The organism is Streptomyces sp. NPDC001220 (genome assembly GCF_053597895.1).
Genome location: NZ_JBSFJE010000004.1, coordinates 149276 through 170117, shown reverse-complemented (window position 1 = coordinate 170117; position 20842 = coordinate 149276). Strand labels below are relative to the sequence as shown.

Sequence of the window (20842 nt, the reverse complement as noted above, 5' to 3'; positions counted from 1 at the left end):
CCGGCTGAATGACGACTGAAACCACCACGAAGTCCCAGGAGGCGGCCGCCGTGCCGCCTCCTGGGCGCGCGTCCGAGAAGAAGCGGGTCCGGCAGGGGCACAAGCGCCTGCTGACCCGCCGCGACCGCATCACGCTGGCCTTCATGGCCGGCGTGCCGACGGTCCTCCATGTCCTGCTCGTCTGGGTGACCGCACTCGCCTCGATCCTGCTGGCCTTCACCACCTGGGACGGCATCGGCTTCGACTCCATCAAGTGGGTCGGGTTCGACAACTTCCAGCAACTCTTCAGCGACAACCCGCAGTTCTGGCCCGCGGTCCAGCACAACGTCATCTGGTTCGTCGTCCTCATCCTGATCCCGACGCCGTTCGGCCTGTTCCTGGCCGTGCAGTTGGACAAGAGGATCCGGTTCACGCGGGTCTACCAGACGGCGTTCTTCCTGCCGGTCGTCATCTCCATGGCGTGCATCGGGTTCGTCTGGCAGCTGATCTACAACCCGGACACGGGCCTGATCAACAGCCTCATCGGCGCCAACAAGCCGGGCCACTACATCGACTGGATCGGTGACCCGAAGCTCAACCTGTGGGCGGTCCTGATCGCCGCGTCCTGGCGGCACGCCGGCTACATGATGATCCTGTACCTGGCCGGTCTGAAGAGCGTCGACCCGTCGCTGCGCGAGGCCTCGGCCCTCGACGGCGCCAACGAGTGGCAGACGTTCAAGAACGTCATCTTCCCGACCCTGCGGCCCACCAACACGGTCGTCCTGGTCGTCACCATCATCGAGGCGCTGCGCGCCTTCGACCTGGTCTTCGTCTTCAACAAGGGCGCCCAGGGCACCGAGTTGCTCTCCATCCTGGTGACCAACAACATCATCGGCGAGTCCAGCCGCATCGGTTACGGCTCGGCGATCGCGGTGGTGCTGCTGTTCATCTCCCTGATCGTGATCATCCCGTACCTGATCGCGACCTTCCGGAAGGAGCGGCGCGCATGAGCACCGTGAGCGCGCTGGCCAAACAGCGCACCCCGATCCGTCCGGCCCGCGTCCTGCTGCACGTCTTCCTCGCCGTCACGGCGCTGGCGTGGCTCGCCCCGCTGCTGTGGGCGATCTTCTCGGCGCTGCGCCCGTACAGCGAGACCAGCGACCGCGGTTACGTGTCCTGGCCGCACACGCTGAACTTCGACAACTTCAAGAACGCGTTCACGCAGTCGGACATGACCCACTACTTCATGAACACGCTGATCATCGCGGTCCCGGCCGTGCTGCTCACGCTGTTCCTGTCGTCGATGGTCGCGTTCTACGTCAGCCGCTTCGACTTCCGGCTCAACCTGGCGCTGCTGCTGGTGTTCACCGCGGGCAACCTGCTGCCGCAGCAGGTCATCATCACCCCGCTGTACCGGTTGTACCTGCTGACGAACCTGCCGGGCATCACGCAGAGCGGCAAGCTGTACGACTCGGCGCTCGGCCTGGTGCTGATCCACGTGGCGTTCCAGTCCGGGTTCTGCGCGTTCGTGCTCAGCAACTACATGCGGTCGCTGCCGCACGAGCTGACCGAGGCCGCGCTCGTGGACGGCGCGTCGGTGTGGCGGCTGTACTGGCAGATCACGCTGCCGCTGTGCCGGCCGGCGATGGCGGCCCTGGCGACCCTGTTGTCGATCTGGATCTACAACGACTTCTTCTGGGCGCTGGTGCTGATCTCGACCGGTGAGAACATGCCGATCACCTCGGCGCTGAACAACCTCTCGGGCCAGTACTTCACCGACCCGAACCTGGTCGCCGCCGGCTCGCTGCTCACCGCGATCCCGACGCTGGTCGTGTACTTCGCGCTCCAGAAGCAGTTCGTCAGCGGTCTGACCCTGGGCTCCGCCAAGGGCTGACCCGGCCTCCTCCGAAAGAGAACCCCGTGCACAACCCGTTCACCCCGGTCGCCTCCTTGCCCGTGGACACGCGCACCGCCCGTGTCCACGAGGAGGGCTGGCAGTCCTGGTCGCCGAGCGGCTCCTACGCCCTCGGCGCCGCCCCGTACCGCCCGACGAACGACAACTGGGCGACCGTGTGCTACCGCCCCGGCCGCGGTGTGCCCGCCGGGGCCTTCCAGGGCGAGGGCCTGCTGGCGCTCGACCCGGGCGACGGCTCCCCGGTCCGGCTCTGGGCGGCGACGGACCCGCTGCACGAGGTGCCGTCGGTCCGGCTGACCGTCGCCGGCGGTGTCGCGGAGGTCGAGGCCGACGGCCCGGTCAAGGAGTGGACCGGTGCGGGCATCCAGTCCGTGCTGGCCGACTGGGCCGACTCCCTGGCGCTGCCGGCGCCCCGCCCGGCGCCCACCGTCTGGTGCTCCTGGTACGAGTACTTCACGGCCGTCACCGAGGACGACATCCACGAGAACCTGCGCGCGATGGACACCCTCGACCTGCCGATCGACGTGGTGCAGATCGACGACGGCTACCAGAGCGCCCTGGGCGACTGGCTGAACCTCTCCGGACGCTTCCGCTCCCGGCGGGGCATCGCGGACGCCATCCGCGCCCGGGGCCGCCGGGCGGGCATCTGGACGGCACCCTTCCTGGTCGACCCGGCGAGCGCGCTCGCCGAGACGTACCCGGACTGGCTGGTCCGCGACCCCGACGGCAACCCGCTGCACGCGGGCCGCAACTGGGGCCACGACCTGTACGTCCTGGACACCACCCACCCGGCCGCCGCGGCCTACCTCACCGACGTCTTCGCCACGCTGCGCGCCGAGGGCTACGACTACTTCAAGGTCGACTTCCTCTACGCGGGCGCGCTGGACGGCGTACGGCACTCGGGCGCCGACCCGCTCACCGCGTACCGGCTCGGCATCGCCCTGATCCGGGAGGCCATCGGCGCCGACGCCTACCTGCTCGGCTGCGGGGCGCCGATGCTGCCCTCCATCGGCCTGTTCGACGCGATGCGGGTCAGCCCCGACACGGCCCCGCACCGCCGCCCCCAGGCCGGCGACTACAGCCAACCGGGCCAGGACCCGGCCGAGTTCACCGGGGTCGGCCGCCAGTGGCAGCACGGCCGGCTCTGGATCAACGACCCCGACTGCCTGATGGCCCGCCCCGCCGTGGAGACCCGCGCCCGCTGGGCGGCCCATGTGGAGGCCGTCGGCGGCCTGGTCGCCTCCAGCGACCGGCTGCTCTCCCTCGACCCGTGGGGCGTGGACACGACCCGCCGCCTTCTCACCGGAGTTACCGGAGTCAACCGATGAGCGACCGCACCCTCTCCGTCCCGGGCATCGTCTACGGCGGCGACTACAACCCCGAGCAGTGGCCCGAGGAGGTGTGGGCCGAGGACGTCCGCCTGATGCGCGAGGCGGGCGTCAACATGGTGAGCGTCGGCATCTTCTCGTGGGCGCTGATGGAGCCGTCCGAGGGTGTCCACGACTTCTCGCGGATGGACCGGATCCTCGGTCTCCTCCACGAGAACGGCATCGCCGCCGACCTCGCCACCCCGACGGCCGCCCCGCCGGCCTGGTTCTTCCGCGCGCACCCCGAGGCGCTCCCGGTGGACCACGACGGCCGCACCCTGTCCTACGGCAGCCGCCAGACGTTCTGCCCGAGCAGCCCCGCCTACCGCGAGGCCGCGCTCAGGATCGCCGGCGCCATCGCCGAGCGGTACGCGAGCCACCCGGCCGTGAAGATGTGGCACGTGCACAACGAGTACGGCTGCCACAACGCGGCCTGCTACTGCGACACCAGCGCGGAGTCCTTCCGCCGCTGGCTGCGCGCCCGGTACGGCGACGACCTGGCCGCCCTCAACCACGCCTGGGGCACCACCTTCTGGAGCCAGTGGTACTACGACTGGGACGAGATCCTGCCGCCCCGCGCGACCGGTGCCGTACCCAACCCGACGCACCAGCTGGACTGGCGGCGGTTCTGCTCGGACGAGCTGCTGTCGCTGTACACGGCGGAGCGTGACGTGCTCCGGGAGGCGGCCCCCTCGATCCCGGCCACCACCAACTTCATGGTGATGCACAACTTCGACGCCCTCGACTACTGGCGCTGGGCACCCGAGCTGGACGTGGTGGCCAACGACCACTACCTGATGTCCGCCGACCCCGAGTCGCAGATCGACGTCGCGCTCAGCGGCGATGTGATGCGCTCGCTGGCGGGCGGGCCGTGGCTGCTGATGGAGCACTCGACGGGCGCGGTGAACTGGCAGCCCGTCAACCGGGCGAAGAGGCCGGGCGAGTTGCGGCGCAACGCGCTGGCCCATGTGGCGCACGGCGCGGACGGCATCTGCTACTTCCAGTGGCGGGCGGCGAAGGCCGGTGCCGAGCAGTGGCACTCCGCGATGCTGCCGCACGCGGGGACGGACAGCCAGATCTGGCGGGACGTGGTCCGGCTCGGCGCGGATCTGCGGGCGTTGGCGGAGGTGCGCGGCAGCACGGGCACCGCCGAGGTGGCCGTGGTCTGGGACTGGGACGCCCGCTGGGCGGTGGAGTTCCCCTCCCAGCCGAGCGGCGAGCTGCGCTATCTGGACCTGGTCCGCTCCTGGTACGAGCCGCTGTGGCGGGCGGGCGTGGCCGTGGACTTCGTCCGGCCGCAGGCGGACCTGTCGGCGTACAAGGTGGTCCTGGCCCCGAGCCTGTACCTGGTGGACGACGCGGGCGCGGCGAACCTGACCGCCTTCGCGGAGGCCGGCGGCACGCTCGCCATCGGTTTCCACAGCGGCATGGTGGACGAGCACAGCCATGTGCGGCTGGGCGGTTACCCGGGGGCGTTCCGGGAGGTGCTGGGCGTCCGCACGGACGAGCTGTTCCCGCTGCTGCCGGGTGAGCGGGTGGCGCTGAGCGAGGGCGGCACGGGCTCACTCTGGTCGGAGCGGGTGCGGGCGGCGGGTGCCGAGGTGGTCACGTCCTACGCCGACGGCCCGCTGGCCGGTGTCCCGGCGGTGACGCGGCACGCGTACGGCACGGGCAGCGCCTGGTACCTGGCGACACTGCCGGACGCGGAGACCCTGGCGGGGCTGCTCGACCGGATCCGCGCGGAGGCGGGCGTGGCGGCGGGGCGTACCGCACCGGAGGGTGTGGAGGTCGTCGTGCGGCGGGGTGCGGAGGCGGACTACGTGTTCGTCATCGACCATGCCGGGGAGGGGGCCGAGGTCGCGGTGGCGGCCGGAGCCGTGGAGCTGCTGTCCGGCAAGGCGGTCGACGGGTCGGTTGTCGTGGCTCCGGGCGAGATCGCCGTGGTGCGGGAAGCACGGTAGGGAGCGTAGCGCCGGGGGCGGAGAGGCCGTTCGGCGGCTGCGGGTTCGTCGTGGCGGGTCGCGCAGTTCCCCGCGCCCCTGAAGGGGCACGACAGCCCCCGCGTCCATGAAGGGGCGCGGGGGCTGGTCTCACTTGGACGCGAACGGGCCGTCCAGGGCCGCCCATTGCAGCAGCATGATGGTCTTCGCGTCGGCGATCTCGCCCGTGCGGATCATCTCCAGGGCGCGGCGGAAGGGGAGTTCGAGGATTTCGATGTCCTCGCCCTCCTCGTCCAGGCCGCCGCCCTCGTGGGTGCGGGTGGCGGGGGTGTAGGCGGCCGCGTAGAAGGAGATCCGTTCGGTGACCGAGCCGGGGCTCATGTAGACGTCGAAGACGTGCTGGACGTCGCCGACGGTGTGGCCGGTCTCCTCGACGACCTCCCGGCGGACCGCATGTTCCGGGTGCTCGTCCTCGGCGTCCAGCAGGCCCGCCGGGGTCTCGATCAGCATGCCGTCGGGGTGGCCGTTGACGTACACGGGGAAGCGGAACTGGCGGGTGAGCAGGACGGTTTCGTGCTCGGCGTCGTAGAGGAGGAGGGTGGCGCCGTTGCCGCGGTCGTGGGTCTCGCGTTCCTCGGTGCGCCAGGTGCCGTCGGCGTGCCGGTAGTCGAAGGTGGTGGCCCGCTCGACGTACCAGTGGCTGGAGAGCAGTTTCACCTCCCGGACCCGCACGCGTGGGTTGCCGGTCAGGTCCAGGCCGGTGCGGTCGAGTCCGGTGCGGCCCCGGCGGTCCGGGGTGTCGGTCCCGGCGGTCATCGCAGGCCTGCCGGGCGGGCGGGGGCGTTCACATGGCTCATGATCACCTGTGTACCACCCGCCCACGTCCGGCGGGTGTCTCCTGGGCAGGCCGGCGAAGGCGGCTCCGGTGCGGCAGCGCCCCGCGAGGGGCACGGGGCGGTATCACTGTGCGGCTCCGCCGCGTGGGCGCGGCCGGCCACGACGCTGCCGGCCGACGCCCCACCCCGGCCCCCCATTCCTCCAGCGCAACGTCCTAGTGCACTTCGGCAGGCCGGGGCCCTTCGTCGAGGAACCCGCCCGACTGGTGCTGCCACAGCTTCGCGTAGGCGCCCTCCGCGGTGAGCAGTTCGTGGTGCGTGCCCTGCTCGACGATCCGGCCGCGGTCCAGGACCACGAGCCGGTCCATGGAGGCGACCGTGCTCAGCCGGTGCGCCACCACGAGTGCCGTACGCCCCTCCATGAGCCGCCACAGCGCCTCCTGGACGAGCATCTCGCTCTCGGAGTCCAGCGCGCTGGTCGCCTCGTCCAGGAGCAGGATCGGGGCGTTGCGCAGGATCGCCCGGGCCAGGGCGACCCGCTGGCGCTGGCCGCCGGAGAGCTTGACGCCCCGCTCGCCGACCATCGTCTCGAAGCCGTCCGGCAGCGCGTCGGCGAACTCCGTGACGTGGGCCGCCTCGGCGGCGAGCCGGATCTCGGCGTCGTCGGCGTCGGGCCGGGCGAAGGCGATGTTGTCCCGCAGGGTGCGGTGGAACATCGCCGGGTCCTGCGGGACGTAGGCGATCTGGCTGCGCAGGTCGCCCTGGCGCAGCCGGCTGATGTCCTGGCCGCCGATGGTGATCCGTCCGGCGTCGATGTCGGTCATCCGCAGCAGCAGCCGGGTGAGCGTGGTCTTGCCACCGCCCGACCGGCCCACGAACCCGAACTTCGAGCCGCTGGGCACCTCCAGATCCAGTCCTTCGAACAGCGGTTTGGCACCCGCGTGGGTGAAGGAGACCTTTTCGAAGCGGACGTCGGCGGCCCGCGGCGCGAGCGGCTCCGGGGTCACCGGGTCCAGCACGGTCGGCGGCTCCAGGAGCAGTTCGGTGAACTGGGCCGCCTCGGTCATGGAGCTCTCCATGCGCCGGTAGATCTGGTTGAACTCGAACATGATCCGGGTCGCGTTGGTGTAGTAGGTGAAGGCGACCACGACCGCCTCCACACCGTGGCCGCCGCCGGCCAGGCCCACCGCGAGCAGCAGGCCCAGCGCGTTGGTCGCGACGGACATCGGCGCGACGAACGTGTCGATGCGCAGGTTGCCGTAGTCCCAGGAGCGCAGGGTGCGCCGCCTCGACTCGGCCACCCGGGACCGGTGTTCGGCGGCCTCCCGCCCCTCGGCGGCGAACGCCCGGACCGTGTCCATGTTCATCAGGCTGTCGGCGACGTGGCCGGACACCCGCGCGATGGCCTCCTCCCGCTGGGCGACCAGCCGCTGCCGCCGCCGGATCAGCGGCACGACGCACACCGCGGTGACCGCGATCATCGACAACAGCCCGACGACCAGGAGCGGTTCATAGCGCCAGAGGACCACCGATCCGAACAACAGGGGCACGAAACTGCCCACGATGTTGAAGGTGAGCGTGTCGGCGAACTCCTCGAAGCGGGTGGCGAAGCTCAGCACCCGCTTGGTGAGCGACCCGGCGAAGTTGTCGTGGAAGAACGCGGAGTCCTTGGCGAACAGTTCGTCCATGCCGATGACGTACAGCTGCTCGATGCCGAACGCGTCCAGGCGGTTCAGGCAGTGCAGACCGATTCGCCAGAACACCTCCGCCAGCAGCAGGACACCGCCGAAGCCGAGGACGTACGGCAGTGCGGCACCGAAGCCCAGTCCGTGTCCGTCGGCGATCCGGCCGACCAGTTTGGCCACGACCAGCGGGGCCCCGTAGTTGATTCCGATGTTGCCGAGCGCCGGCAGCAGCATTCCGGGCAGGGTGAACCGCTTGAGCCGCGCCAGTTCCCGTCCGTAGTAACGAAGCGCGAGCATGACGGCACCTTTTTGCGGTCCGCTCGCAGGTAAATCGACCGAGGATGTCATCTCAACCCTGTGTAGTCGTCGTACGGCATGCCGAGCCGGCCGGCGCATGGTCTGCGGCGGCCTCGAATCGGCAGGTCAGGAAAGGGAAGTGTGCCGTGACGACGGTCACGGAGTCCACGTGTTTTCCGGACGGCGGCTACTGTGCGAACACGCGGTCGATCCCGTCCTCGTACCGCTCCCACTCCGTGTCCGCGAGGCCGAGGAGCCGCTCGACCGCCGCCGGGTCGGGCAACGGACCGTGATCCCCGGTCACCTTGAGGGCGGAGACCGCGGTGATGTGGCCGAGCCGCAGGGCACGGGAGGTCGTCCCGCCGTGCAGCAGTCCGGCGAGGAAGCCCGCCGCGAACGCGTCGCCCGCGCCCACGGGTTCCACCACCGTCGTACGCAGCGCGGGCACCGTGCACGCGCCGTCCGCGGTGACGGCCGTGGCGGCCCGGGCGCCGTCCTTGACGACGAGGATCCGTGGACCGGGCAGCAGGTCCCGCACACCGGTGACGGTCAGGTCGTCACCCCACAGCCGCTGGGCCTCGTCCAGGCCCACGAGCACGATGTCGGCCCGGTCGGCGAGGGCGCGCAGGGCCCCGGGTGCCGTGCCGTCCGGCCACAGGGCGGCGCGGTGGTTGACGTCGAAGCTGATGGCGTACGGCCGTTCACCGGCCGGCGCGGCGAGGGCGCGGGTCACCAGGTCGCGGCAGGACGGCGAGAGGGCGGGGGTGATGCCGGTGAGGTGCAGAAGGGCGGCGGAGCGCAGCGGTTCGCCGTCCAGCAGGTCCGGGCCCAGGGCCGAGGCCGCCGAGCCGGTGCGGTAGTAGTGGACGCGGGTTCCGGTGGGGCCGGGGTTCTTGACGAGGAGTCCGGTGGGCCGGTGCGGGTCGGTGCGCACCTGGCTGACGTCGACCCCGGCGGCGGCGACCGCCGCACGCACCCGGTGACCCAGCGGATCGTCGCCGACGGCCGAGAGCCAGAGCGCCGGGATGCCGTGGTCCGCGAGGTACATGGCCACGTTGGACTCCGCGCCCGCCGTGGACAGCCGCAGTTGCTCCGCCTCGGCCAGCGGGCGGGGCGGGTCGGGGGCCAGGGCCGCCATGGTCTCGCCGACGCAGACGACCCGGCCGGGGCGCGGCCGCCAGGGTGCCGTCATGCCGGTCCGTCCTCCGCCACGGCGGCGCGGAAGGCCCGGGCCCGGTCGCGGAGCCCGGCGATGCCGCCGCCGTCGGCCGCGTCGCCGACCAGGGGTGAGCCGACGCCGACGGCGGTCGCCCCGGCGGCCAGGTAGGCCCGCGCGGCGGCCACGTCGACGCCGCCGACCGGGACCAGCACGGCGTCGGGGAACGGGCCGCGCAGCGCCTTCAGATAGGCCGCTCCCCCGGCCTCGGCGGCGGGGAAGAGTTTCAGCGCGGCCGCGCCCCGGGCCTGCGCGGCGATGACGTCGGTGGGGGTCAGCACGCCCGCCAGGACCGGCATGCCGAGGTCCAGCGCGGTGTCGACGCCGGCGCCGAGGCCGGGGGTGACCGCGAAGGTGGCGCCCGCGTGGTGGGCGGCCCGCGCGTCGGCGGCGGTCAGCACGGTGCCGGCGCCCAGCGGCCGGTCGGGCCCCAGCTCCTTGCGGGCCCGGGCCAGGACGGTGAGCGCGTCCGTGCCGCTGAGGGACACCTCGATCAGTTCGATGCCCTCCTCGGCCAGAGTCAGCACGGTGCGCAGGGCGGCGTCCGGGTCGGTGCCGCGCACGATGGCGAGCAGTCGGCGGGAGGTGAGAGCGGCGCGTAGATCCACGGCCAGGGCTCCTTCTACGGTTCGGGTTTCTCAGGGGGCGCTCAGAGGCAGCGGCAGGCGGCGCTCACGGTGAGGCGCCAGCGGACCTCGCCCGAGGCGCCGACGCGGGCCGCGTCGTCCGGGCCGGCGTCGGCGAGGTCGAAGACCCGGCCGAGCATGGGCTCGACGCCCGTACTGCGGTAGGGCCGGCCGGCCGGGAAGCCGCCGAGGTTGCGCCACAGGGCGACGGAGAGCGGCTGTCCGTCCGCCTCGACGGTGAAGGAGAGCCGGTCCCCCGCGTCGTGCACACAGCACCGGCCGCCCGCCACCACGGCCCCGGCCGCCGTACCGTCGTCCGGCCCGAACCGGTCGAGGCGCAGCCCCAGTGGTGCGGGCCAGGCGCCCTCCAGCCAGCGGGCGCCGTCCGGCCAGGGCCGGCCCACCAGGGGTGCCGCCTCCGCGAACAGCCGGGTCGGCGCACCCTCCCGGGCCTTCACCACGGCCTCCTCGGAGAGGTCCAGCAGCGCGTGCGCGGCCCAGAGGAAGCGGAAGCCGGGCTCGGCCGTCAGCACGTAGTCGGCCCGGACCCCGTCGGGCGTGCCGCTCAGCGTGCGGGTCAGGGTGAAGTCTTCGCAGTCCACGCGTTCGCCGTCGCCCTCCCGGGTCCAGGCCCGGGACCAGGCGTCCCCGTGGTCGGGGGTGCCGCGCACGGTGGGGACGCACTCCTCCAGTCCCCCCGCGTCCACGAACGCGTCGCCCGGTGCCGCACCGTCGCGTTCGGCGGCCTCGCGCCGCCACAGCCATTCGCGGCCGCCGTGGCGCAGCGAGGTCCAGCGGCCGCCGTGGGCGAGGTCGGTCAGGACGTCCATCACCACTCCGCGAACGAGCCGTCGGGGTGCCGCCACACCGGGTTGCGCCAGTGGTGGCCGGCCCGGTCGGCCGCGCGTACGGCCGCCTCGTCGACGGTGATGCCCAGCCCCGGGGCGTCACCGCGCCGGGCGTGCCCGTCGACGAACCGGAAGGGTTCGGGGTCGACCAGGTAGGAGAGGAGGTCGGCGTCCTTGTTGTAGTGGATGCCCCGGCTCTGCTCCTGGATCAGGAAGTTGGGTGTGGCGAAGGCGACCTGGAGGCTGGCCGCCAGCGCGATGGGCCCGAGCGGGCAGTGCGGGGCGAGCTGTGCGCCGTAGGTCTCCGCGAGCGAGGCGATGCGGTGCACCTCGGAGATGCCGCCCGCGTGGGACAGGTCCGGCTGGGCGACCGCGATGCCGGCGGCGAGGACGGGCAGGAACTCGGCGCGCGAGTACAGGCGTTCACCGGTGGCCAGCGGCACCGGGCTCGCGGTGACCAGACCGGGCAGCAGGTGGCCCTGCTCGGGGACGACGGGTTCCTCCACGAACAGCGGGTGCAGGGGGGCGAGTTCGGTCAGGACGCGGCGGGCGCTGGCGGCGGTGAAGCGGCCGTGGAAGTCGACGGCGACGTCGCGGTCGGGGCCGAGCGCGTCCCGGGCGGCCGCCACCCGGGCGACCACGGCCGCGGTCTCCGACGCCGTGGTGATCGGCGAGGTGGCCCCGGCGGCGTTCATCTTCACCGCGGTGAAGCCCGCCTCCACCTGGGCCGTGACCTGCTCGGTGAGCTCGGCCGGTTCGTCGCCGCCGACCCAGGCGTAGACCCGGACCCGGTCGCGCACCGGACCGCCGAGCAGGGCGTGCACGGGCGCGCCGTAGGTCTTGCCGGCGATGTCCCACAGGGCCTGGTCGAGTCCGGCGACGGCGCTGGACAGGACGGGGCCGCCCCGGTAGAAGCCGCCCTTGGTGAGCACCTGCCAGTGGTCCTGGACGCGCAGCGGGTCCTGCCCCACCAGGTACTCGGCGAGGACCTCGATGGCCGCGCGCACCACCTCGGCCCGGCCCTCGACGACGGGTTCGCCCCAGCCCACCACGCCTTCGTCGGTCTCGACGCGGCAGAACAGCCAGCGTGGCGGGACGAGGAAGGTCTCTATTCGTTCGATCTTCACTGGCCGCCGCTGCCTTTCGGGTCGTCGTCGGTGCCGTCGAGCCGGGCCAGGTCGCGGCCCGCCTGGTCGAGCAGGGCACGCATGGCGCGCTCGGCCGCCGCGGGGTCGCCGTCGCGGACGGCGTCCAGGACGGCACGGTGGGCGGGGACGGGGGGCTCGCTGTGCGGGGAGCTGTGCACGAGGCGGTCGCGGTGGGCGAGCCCCGACTCGATCACCATCTCCATGCGTTCGAGCAGTTCGTTGTGGGTGGCGGCGAGCAGGGCGCGGTGGAAGGCGAGGTCGGCGTCGACGGCGTGGCCCGGGTCGGCGGCGTCGTGCCGTCCCATGGCGTCCAGGGCGTCCTCCAGGGCCACCAGGTCGGCCTCGGTGCGGCGCTGGGCGGCGAGCCGGACGGCGGCCGGTTCGATGATCGCCCGGACCTCCGCGAGGTTGTACAGCAGCGACCGGTCGGCGTCGGCCGTACCGGCGCCCTCGAACTGCCAGCGCAGCACGTCGGCGTCGAGCAGGTTCCAGTCCGCTCGGGCCCGCACGAAGGTGCCGCGTTTCTGGCGGGCGTCGACCATGCCCTTGGCGGCGAGCACCTTGAGGGACTCGCGCAGGGCGGTGAGGCTGACGTCGAGTTCGCTCTGCAGGGCCACCAGGTCGAGCGTGGCCCCTTCCGGGATCGCACCGCCCAGGATGCGGCGCGCCAGGGCCTCCACGGTCTGGCCGTGCACACCGCGGCGGGCGTAGGGCGTCATGTCGTACAGCCTTTCTGTTCACGACGTGGTTCGGCGGCGCTCACACGGAGTCCTTCACGACACTCCAGCCGCCGTCCACGACCAGCCTGGACCCGGTGACGAAGGAGGCCTCGTCGGCGCAGAGGAAAGCGATCGCCGCGGCCACCTCCTCGGGTGTGCCGAACCGGCGGGCGGCGGTCTGCGCGACGCTGCGCTCCCGCTCCTCGGGTGTCACCCCGTCCCAGGCGCCGGTCAGGATCGGCCCGGGCAGCACCGCGTTGACGCGTACCTCGGGCCCGTACTCGACGGCGAGCTGCCCGCACAGGGAGAGCAGGGCGCCCTTGGCCGCCGCGTAGGCGGGGTGTCCGGGAATGCCGGCGTGGGCGTGCACCGAGGAGGTGAGAACCACGGCCCCGCGGCCGGCCTGCAGGTCGGGCAGGACCGCCTTGAAGCCGAGGAAGCTCGCGGTGAGGTTGACGGCGAGCTGCCGCTGCCAGGACTCGGCCGACATCTCGTGCGCCGGCGCGACGTCGACGGTGTAGGCGTTGCTGACGAGCACGTCGACCGGGCCGTAGGCGTGGGCGGCGGTGACGATCCGGGCCCAGTCGTCCTCGGCGGCGACGTCGGCGTGCACGTAACAGGCGCGTCCGCCGTCTTTGGTGATCCCGTCCACCACGGCCTGCCCGCGTTCGTCCGCGATGTCGACGAGGACGACGGCGGCCTCCTCGCGGGCGAGGCGTTCTGCGGTGGCGGCGCCGATGCCGGAGGCGGCACCGGTCACCACGGCGGTACGGCCGGTGAAGCGGGCACCGTACCGTGGTACGGACTGGTCCATCGGGCTCCTTAGAGGGTGAGCTGCTGGAAACATATGCGTCCTACCGGCGGGTCAGCACCACCAGGTCCGCATCGTGATCGGCACTCCAGGCGAACGGCAGGCCGTAGTGGAGCAGATGGGCTCCGCTGTACGTCGTTCCGGTCGCCGTGTCCCGGTAGCGCGCCGCCGGGTCCAGGCCCCGCAGCCGGAGCCGGTCGGGGCGGCCGGGCAGCAGCGGTGCGCCGTCGAGGCGGCCGGTGGAGAGCGCGGCGACGACGGTACGGTCACCGTGGTCGTACTGCACTCCGCAGCTGGTGTCGTCCGGGGTGCCGAGCAGCCGGGCCTCGCCGTGGTGGACGACGTCCCGGACCTCCTTGTAGCGGGCGATCCACCGGGCGGCCTCGGCCTGCTGACCGGGGGTCCAGGCGCGCAGGTCGGCGCCGATCCCCAGGACCCCGCACATCGCGTTGACGAACCGGAAGGCGAGGCTGCGCGGGCGCGGGTCGAAGATGCCGGGGGCGTCGGTGACCCAGGAGCTCATGACGTGCGGCGCGTGGGCGTGCAGGAAGCCGTGCTGGATGCGCAGCCGGTCCAGGGGCGCGGTGTTGTCGCTGGGCCAGACGACGTCCGTACGGGCGACCGTGGCGTGCTCGATCCGGCCGCCGCCCCCTGCGCAGCCCTCGACGGTGACGTCGGGGTGTGCGGTGCGCAGGTGGTCGAGGACGCGCAGGTATCCGGCGACGTGCTCGGCGTCCAGGTCGGCGGGGCCGGCCCCGGGGCGGCCGCGCTCGGTGGGCGGGCGGTTCATGTCCCACTTGAGGTAGCCGATGTCGTAGTCGCCGAGCAGCCGGTCCAGGGTGCCGATGACGAACTCCTGGACGTCGGTGCGGCCCAGGTCGAGGAGCAGCTGGTTGCGGACCAGCCGGGACGGGCGGCCGTCGACGCGGTAGACCCACTCGGGGTGTTCGGCGTACAGCCGGCTGCCGGGGCTGACCGCCTCCGGTTCGACCCACAGCCCGAAGTCCAGGCCGAGGGCGCGGACGTCCCGCACGAACCGGTCGAAGCCCTCCGGGAACGCCTCCGGGTCCGGATACCAGTCGCCCAGTCCCCCGGTGTCGTCGGCGCGGCCGGTGAACCAGCCGTCGTCCACGACGAACAGCTCGGCGCCGATGTCCGCGGCCGCCTTGGCCAGCTCCAGCTGTCCGGCCGCGTCGACGTCGAAGCCGGTGGCCTCCCAGGAGTTGTAGAGCACCTTGCGGGGGCGGTGCAGCCGGTCGCCGGTGAGCCGGCGCTCGTAGCGGTGCCAGACCCGGGACAGGCCGTCGAGGCCGTCCGGGCTGAACGCGCAGGCGAGACGGGGGGTCGCGAGGGTCTCCCCCGGGGCCATGAGGACGGCGCCCTCGTGCGGGACCCGGCCGGCGCGGACCCGCACGGCACCGCCGGGCTCGGCCTCCGCCGTGATGTGCCAGTTGCCGGACCATTCGAGGGCGATGCCGTAGGCCGCGTCCCCGCTCTGCACGGCCAGCCAGGGCGCGTACGCGTGTCCCGGGGCGCCCTGGAGGCTGCCGATGGTGAACGTGCCCCGGGCCAGGTCGAGTCGGGTGAGCTGGAACTCCTGCGACCACTGCCCGCAGAGGTATGTCAGCCGGGCCTCGCCGGCCACCGGGATGTTGACGGCGGCCGAGTCGAGCCGTTCCAGGCGGAGCTCCCCGGCGGCGGTGAACTCGGCCCAGCGCAGGATCACATCGGTGCCCGGCACGGTCTCGTAGCACAGGACCGTACGCAGCCCGATCGACCGGTCGGTGAAGGCGAGCCGCAGCGCGCCCTCCGTCTCCTCCGCGCCGTCGAACTCCCACCACACGCCCCGCTCCGCCCCGGCGACCAGCTCGGAGCCGGTGAACGGCCGCAGTCCGTACGGCAGGTACTCGGCCGGGGCGGCGTCGGCGGGGGTGATGAAGTGGGTGCGGTGGGACCAGTCGAGGGCGGACGGCCCGTCCTCGACGCCGAGCGGACCCCAGGCGTCGAGCTCGGCCCACGGGCCGTCCGGAGAGAGGCGGACGGTGTAGGCGGTGTGCTCCGTGCGCAAGGTCCAGCGTTGGTAGGTCACTTGACCGCTCCGAGGTTGAGTCCGGCCACGAAGTGCCGCTGGAAGCGCAGGAACACGGCGACCGTGGGCGCGGCGGCGATGACCGATCCGGCGGCGATCACGTTCCACATCGACACGTACTGGCCCTGGAGTCCGATGAGGGCCGCGGTGATCGGCATCTTGGTGTCGCTGCGCAGGACGGTGATCGCCCAGAGCAGGTCGTTGAAGATCCAGGTGAAGGACAGGGCGCTGAGGGCGGCCAGGGCGGGCCGGGTGAGCGGGAGGATGATCCGCCAGAAGATCTGCCACGGCCCGGCGCCGTCGACGACCGCCGCCTGCTGGATCTCCACCGGGATCGACCGCATGAACCCGTGCAGGACGAAGACGTAGAAGCCGACGCCGAAGCCGATCTGCACGCCGATGAGGGCGGGCAGGGTGTCGTAGACGCCCATCACCTCGCTCAGCTTGGACACCGGGATGAGCAGGATCTGCGGCGGGAGCAGGTTGCCGCCGAGCATCAGGAGCAACAGGGAGCGCCGGAAGGGGAGTTCGTAGCGGCTGAGGGCGAACGCGGCCATCGCGGCGAGGGCGAGGGTCACCAGGACACTGGGGACCGTCACCAGCAGGCTGTTGATCAGCGCGCGCTGCTGGCCGCCGTCGGTCCAGGCCTGCCCGAAGTTGCCGAGGGTGAAGGAGTGCGGCCAGCTGCCCAGGCCGTGGGCGGCGATGTCGTCGAAGGTACGCAGGCTGGTGACCAGGACCAGGACGATGGGCAGCAGCCACAGCACGGCCAGCGCACCGGCGCCCAGGTGGAATCCGGCGGTGGCGGCCCGCCGGCGGCGCTGTGCCGTCGAGTCGGCGGACATCAGTCGGCCTCCCGGAAGGCGCGGACGAGATAGGAGGCGATGACCCCGAAGGCGAGGACGAAGATGACGACGGCCAGGGCGGAGCCGTAGCCGAGTCGCAGCGACTGGAAGGCGGTCGAGTACATGTAGGTGCTCAGCAGTTCGGACGAGTGGTAGGGGCCGCCGCGGGTGAGCGACCAGACGACGTCGAAGGAGCGCAGCGAGTCGATGACGATGACGGACAGCACGACCGCGTTGACACTGCGCAGTTGGGGCAGGGTCACGTGCCGGAAGCGCTGCAGGGCGCTCGCGCCGTCGACCCTGGCGGCCTCGTAGAGCGCCGGGTCGATGCCCTTGAGGCCGGCGAGATACAGCACCATGACGTAGCCGATCTGCCGCCACAGCGCGGGCACGATCACCGCGTACAGGGCGGTGTCCTGGTCGGCGAGCCAGGCGTGCCGGAGGCTGCCGAGGCCGACGCCCTGCAGCACCTGGTTGAGCACGCCGTCGGGTTGGTAGATCGCCTGCCAGACGAGGGCGGTGGCGACCAGGGAGAAGACCACCGGCAGGAACAGCGCGGCCCGGTAGAAGCCGATCCCGCGCCGCTCCTGCTGGAGGAACAGCGCCGCGGCCAGGCCCAGTACGGCGGACAGGCCGCCGAACAGGACCAGCCACAGCACGGTGTGGCCGGCCGCGCTGCGGAAGACGTCGTCGTGGGCCATCTCCCGGAAGTTGTCCAGGCCGACGAACTGCGGCGCGGAGACGCCGTCCCACTTGGTGAGGGCGAGGTAGAAGCCCTGCAGGGCGGGCCAGAACACCCACACGGCCTCGGCCAGGAGCGGGACCAGGACGAAGGCGAGGACCAGGGGCGGGGTGCGCCGGGGCCCCCGGCCCGCCCGCCGCGTACGGGCGGGCGGGCGGGCCGGGGACTTCCGGTCGGGCGCGGTCAGGACGGCCATCTCAGGCGTTCCAGATCTTCTCGGCGTCCCGCTGCCAGTCGGTCAGGATGCTCCCGACCGACTTGGGCTTGGCGAAGAACTTGGTGAGCGCCGTGTCCGCGGTGGGCTGGAGGGCGTCGCTGGAGTCCCGGTTGAAGAACTGGGTGATCTCGGCGGCCGCGTCGACGTGCGCGCGGCCCTTCTTCACCAGCGCGGTGCCGGCGTCCTTGGCGTCCGGGTTGCAGGGCAGCACGGTGCCGGAGGAGCCCTTGATGTAGATCTCCTGGGCCTCGGCCGTGGCGAGATAGCTCATCAGGTCGCGGACCTGGTCGCCACGGCCGGTGCGGGCGCTGGCGAAGTAGCCGTCGACGGGCGCCTCCTCGGCCAGCGGGACCTTGGAGTCGATGACGGGGAAGCGGAAGAAGTCGATGTCGTCCAGGGCGCTCTTGGGCGCCGAGTCGGCGAAGAAGGTGCCGATGAGCATCATGCCGGTCTTGCCGCCCAGCAGGGCGGTCGTCGCGTCCTGGAAGGCGAGGGCGGTGCCGTTCGGGTCGAAGTACGGCAGCAGCTCCTGCCAGCGGTCGAAGACCTTGCGCACCTCGGGGTCGTCGAACCGGTGCTTTCCGGCGAGGAGTTCACGGTGGTACCGGGCGCCGTTGATCCGGATGTCCAGGTAGTCGAACCAGGCCGACGCGACCCAGGGGGTGTTGCCGCCCGCGCCGAGCCCGATCGGCGCGACGCCCTTGCGCTTGAGCTTGTCGCACAGGTCCAGGAAGTCGTCCCAGCTCTTGGGCTCGCTCACGCCCCACTTGGCGAAGTGGGACTTCCGGTAGAACATGCCCCACCAGTAGTAGGTGTTGGGCACGAAGACCTTCTTGCCGGAGCTCGCGGTGCAGAGCGTGTTCAGCGCCTTGGAGTAGCGCTTGAGGTCGGGCGAGGAGGCCCACACCTCGTCGAGGTCGAGCAGCAGGTTCTTCTTCGCGTAGGCGTCCGCCACCGAGCCGGGGTACCAGGTGTACACGTCCGGCGGGTTGGCCGAGGTGAGGTAGGTCGGCAGCTGGGTGCGGAAGGTCTCGGCGGCGACCGTGTTGAGACTCGCCCTGCCGGACCCCTTCTTCCCGTACGCCGCGACCAGGTCCTCCATGGCGGCCTTGGCCTGCGGGGCGGACAGGTTGGACTGGAGGGTCACCGCACCCTTCGAGGAGCCCTTGGCGGAGGAGGTGTCGGTGACGCAGCCGCTGAGCAGGGCCGCTGTCCCGGCGGCCCCGAGTCCGGCGAGGAACCGGCGTCGGCTGGGCTGTTGGTTGGCCATGGTTGTTTCCTCAGTCACTTGAGTCGGGTGCGGTACACGTGGCCGTCGACGCCCCGGAACACCGCGTCGACGCTTCCGTCCGGGCCGGCGGTCGCGCCGAGTGCGCCGTCGAAGGCCGCGCTCGGGAACTCCTGCCGTTTGCTCCAGCCCTGCCAGGCGCCGTCGCTGTACCGCTGCTGCCAGAGGGTGTAGTCGGCGGCCCGCACGTACAGCAGCACCGCGTCCCCGGCGGCGACCAGTGTCGGGCTGCCGCTGACGGTCCCGCCGAGGGCGGCCCAGTCCGACCACTGGCCCGAGGTGTCCCGGGTCCGCGTCCACACGTCGTCGGAGGCGGTGCGTACGGCTACGTGGACGCTCCCCTGCGCGTCGACGACGGCGGACGGGCGGCCGTACACCTGCCGGTCGCCGGGCGCGCCGAGCGAGGACCAGCCGGACGCCGGCCCGCGCTGGACGACCGTGCCGTCGGTGCCGCGCGCGAACAGCGTCCAGTGCGCGGGGTCGGTGAAGGCGACGGAGGGGGCGTCGGTCAACTGCCCGCCCAGGGACTGCCAGTGCCCCCAGCGGCCGTCGGCGTAGACCCGCCGGTAGGCCCGGGAGTCGGCGCCGCGTACGAAGACGTCGATCCGGCCGCCGGCGGAGGCGTACACGGCGGGCTGGCCGAGGATCCCGCCCCGGACCGGACCGCCGAGGTCCCGCGCCCCGCCGTCCGCCTTCTCGACGAGCGAGCCGTGCGGCCCGCGGAAGAACGTGGCGCCACCGCTCGTCACGGCCGGGCTCGCCGTGGCCGTCACGCCCAGGTCGGTCCCCGGCAGGGCGTCGGCGCCGGTGAGCTTCAGGAACGCGGTGCCGTGCGCGGGCACCTCGACGGTGTACGACCCGGAGTGGGTGCCCCGGTCGGCACGTGCCCGCAGGTCACGGACGCGCACCGGACCGCCGAGGCCGGTGTCCGAGAACTGCACGGTGCGCTGGGCGGCCTGGTCGGACCGGTTGAGCAGGACGACCGCGCGCTGTCCGCGCCCGCTGAGCACCTTGCTGTAGACGTCACCGACCGAGTCGGTGGCGACCCGCACGCCCTGGACGGCGAGGGGGTCCTGGTCCACGGCGATGATCTCCGGGTTGCGCAGGGTCGCGAGCATGGAGTCGGAGAGCGTCCGCGGGTCGGAGCCGAGCACCAGCGGCGAGCCCATCTCGGCCCACATCACGAACTGGCTGGTGGACTCCTCCTGCGTCAGCTCGTACGACCCGTCGGTCATCTTCCGCATGGGGATGAGGTAGTCCGGGTCGTTGTAGTGGCCGGGGCCCTGCGCCTCGGGGTGCCAGGCGTTGGCGTCCATGTTGCGCAGGATGTTGGGCCACTCGCCGGGGCTCGGGGTGCCCCAGGCGATGTCGGTTCCGGTGCGCCAGGAGTCGGCGATCGCCGGGGCGTAGACGTAGGTGTTGTGGGCGTCCTGCTCGGGGGTGTGCGGCAGGCCCCAGTCGTCGGTGAGCGGGTTGCAGAGGTTCAGCAGCATCTTGCGGCCGGACTTGGCGACCGCGTCGCTGAACTCCTTGTAGGCGGGCCCCGGATCGAGCTTCGCGCCGATCCCGCAGAGGAAGTCGACCTTGATCGCGTCGATCTTCCAGCTCGCGAACTGCCGTGCGTCCTGGTCGTAGTACCCACGGCTGCCGAGGCCGCAGCTCTTGCCGCCGTCGTAGGTGCCGCCGTCGGTGTAGATGCCGGCCCGCAGTCCGCGCTTGTGCAGGTAGGAGACGAGGGCCGGGATGCCGGACGGGAAGCGGTCCGGGTTGGCCGTCAACCGCCCTTGCGCGTCACGCGGGTTGTCGGCCTGCCAGCCGCCGTCCAGCCACACGATGTCGTATCCGCTGTCACGCAGACCGCTGCTCACCAGCCGGTCGGCGACGGAGCGCACCTCCTTCTCGGTGGGCGCGCCCAGTCCGTAGTAGGTGTTCCATCCCATGTAGGGAGTCGGCGCGAGGCCGCTGTCGTAGGAGTCGGGTGCGCCCTGGTCGACGGCCGTCCCGGCGACGGCGTCGGGGGTCACGGTGGCGGCCAGGACCGCCGCGATCGCGGCCGCGAGTGCGGGCCGGGTGAACCGGTGGTGCGTGGGCCTGTGTACGGGCGGGTGCAAAGTCACGTACCTCTCCCGGGGAGTGGGATGCAGGAGAACGTGACGCGGGCCGCTCCGCGGCAGAGGCCTACGACGTCACGGCGATGACTGTGGCCTGTGGCCGAAACACTGTCAAGATTAATTACTAATTTAATAGAAGCCAGAGGGAAGCGATCGCAGGACC

The 20842-nt window shown here is 72.2% G+C and carries 17 protein-coding genes; 4 read left to right on the top strand and 13 right to left on the bottom strand.

Translation table 11 applies throughout. The features are described from left to right. Positions 1-8 precede the first annotated feature (8 nt). Genes ACWDGI_RS11470 through ACWDGI_RS11455 form a run of 4 tightly spaced genes read left to right on the top strand, consistent with a single transcriptional unit; the run spans position 9 to position 5222 of the window. Positions 9-989, top strand: a complete 981-nt coding sequence (locus ACWDGI_RS11470) for a carbohydrate ABC transporter permease (RefSeq protein WP_450757766.1) — start codon at positions 9-11, stop codon at positions 987-989. After that, positions 986-1873: a carbohydrate ABC transporter permease gene (locus ACWDGI_RS11465; protein WP_351705783.1), complete on the top strand. Its 888-nt coding sequence runs from the start codon at positions 986-988 to the stop codon at positions 1871-1873. Before ACWDGI_RS11470 ends, ACWDGI_RS11465 begins: the two co-directional genes overlap by 4 nt. A 26-nt stretch (positions 1874-1899) precedes the next feature. Continuing rightward, entirely contained in the window at positions 1900-3222 is a 1323-nt protein-coding gene (locus ACWDGI_RS11460; protein ID WP_450757763.1) for a glycoside hydrolase family 36 protein, read from the top strand. Continuing rightward, positions 3219-5222 (top strand): beta-galactosidase, encoded by a 2004-nt coding sequence (locus ACWDGI_RS11455; RefSeq protein ID WP_450757761.1) that lies wholly within the window; start codon positions 3219-3221, stop codon positions 5220-5222. The genes ACWDGI_RS11460 and ACWDGI_RS11455 overlap by 4 nt, the downstream gene beginning before the upstream one ends. A 129-nt stretch (positions 5223-5351) precedes the next feature. Here the strand turns inward: ACWDGI_RS11455 and ACWDGI_RS11450 are convergent, their stop codons facing one another. From ACWDGI_RS11450 to ACWDGI_RS11390, 13 genes are all read right to left on the bottom strand, one after another. Then, positions 5352-6017 carry an NUDIX domain-containing protein gene (locus tag ACWDGI_RS11450; RefSeq protein WP_450757759.1) on the bottom strand — a complete coding sequence of 222 codons (666 nt, stop codon included), beginning with the start codon at positions 6015-6017 and terminating at the stop codon, positions 5352-5354. A 235-nt stretch (positions 6018-6252) separates the two neighbouring features. After that, complete coding sequence (locus tag ACWDGI_RS11445) at positions 6253-8070, bottom strand: ABC transporter ATP-binding protein (protein ID WP_450757757.1); 1818 nt, start codon at positions 8068-8070, stop codon at positions 6253-6255. A gap of 136 nt (positions 8071-8206) precedes the next feature. After that, on the bottom strand, positions 8207-9211 hold the full coding sequence (locus ACWDGI_RS11440) for a sugar kinase (protein ID WP_450757755.1): 1005 nt from the start codon (positions 9209-9211) through the stop codon (positions 8207-8209). After that, the gene (locus ACWDGI_RS11435; protein WP_450757753.1) at positions 9208-9843 is read right to left on the bottom strand and encodes a bifunctional 4-hydroxy-2-oxoglutarate aldolase/2-dehydro-3-deoxy-phosphogluconate aldolase; all 636 of its coding nucleotides are present in this window, start codon (positions 9841-9843) and stop codon (positions 9208-9210) included. The genes ACWDGI_RS11440 and ACWDGI_RS11435 overlap by 4 nt, the downstream gene beginning before the upstream one ends. A 41-nt stretch (positions 9844-9884) precedes the next feature. Beyond that, positions 9885-10691, bottom strand: coding sequence for a hypothetical protein (locus tag ACWDGI_RS11430; protein ID WP_450757751.1), 807 nt, complete (start codon positions 10689-10691; stop codon positions 9885-9887). Beyond that, entirely contained in the window at positions 10691-11836 is a 1146-nt protein-coding gene (gene dgoD / locus ACWDGI_RS11425; protein ID WP_450757749.1) for a galactonate dehydratase, read from the bottom strand. Before dgoD ends, ACWDGI_RS11430 begins: the two co-directional genes overlap by 1 nt. Then, on the bottom strand, positions 11833-12576 hold the full coding sequence (locus ACWDGI_RS11420; protein WP_450757747.1) for a FadR/GntR family transcriptional regulator: 744 nt from the start codon (positions 12574-12576) through the stop codon (positions 11833-11835). Before ACWDGI_RS11420 ends, dgoD begins: the two co-directional genes overlap by 4 nt. Positions 12577-12616: 40 nt before the next feature. Next, entirely contained in the window at positions 12617-13390 is a 774-nt protein-coding gene (locus ACWDGI_RS11415; protein ID WP_450757745.1) for an SDR family NAD(P)-dependent oxidoreductase, read from the bottom strand. Positions 13391-13430: 40 nt separating this feature from the next. Then, the gene (locus tag ACWDGI_RS11410) at positions 13431-15476 is read right to left on the bottom strand and encodes an alpha-galactosidase (protein WP_450757743.1); all 2046 of its coding nucleotides are present in this window, start codon (positions 15474-15476) and stop codon (positions 13431-13433) included. Then, positions 15473-16321, bottom strand: a complete 849-nt coding sequence (locus tag ACWDGI_RS11405; RefSeq protein ID WP_450757741.1) for a carbohydrate ABC transporter permease — start codon at positions 16319-16321, stop codon at positions 15473-15475. The genes ACWDGI_RS11410 and ACWDGI_RS11405 overlap by 4 nt, the downstream gene beginning before the upstream one ends. After that, on the bottom strand, positions 16321-17259 hold the full coding sequence (locus ACWDGI_RS11400) for a carbohydrate ABC transporter permease (protein WP_450757739.1): 939 nt from the start codon (positions 17257-17259) through the stop codon (positions 16321-16323). Before ACWDGI_RS11400 ends, ACWDGI_RS11405 begins: the two co-directional genes overlap by 1 nt. 1 nt (position 17260) lies before the next feature. Next, positions 17261-18550 carry an ABC transporter substrate-binding protein gene (locus tag ACWDGI_RS11395; RefSeq protein ID WP_450757737.1) on the bottom strand — a complete coding sequence of 430 codons (1290 nt, stop codon included), beginning with the start codon at positions 18548-18550 and terminating at the stop codon, positions 17261-17263. A 14-nt stretch (positions 18551-18564) separates the two neighbouring features. Beyond that, on the bottom strand, positions 18565-20679 hold the full coding sequence (locus tag ACWDGI_RS11390) for a glycoside hydrolase family 27 protein (RefSeq protein ID WP_450758466.1): 2115 nt from the start codon (positions 20677-20679) through the stop codon (positions 18565-18567). Between the last annotated feature and the right edge of the window lie 163 nt (positions 20680-20842).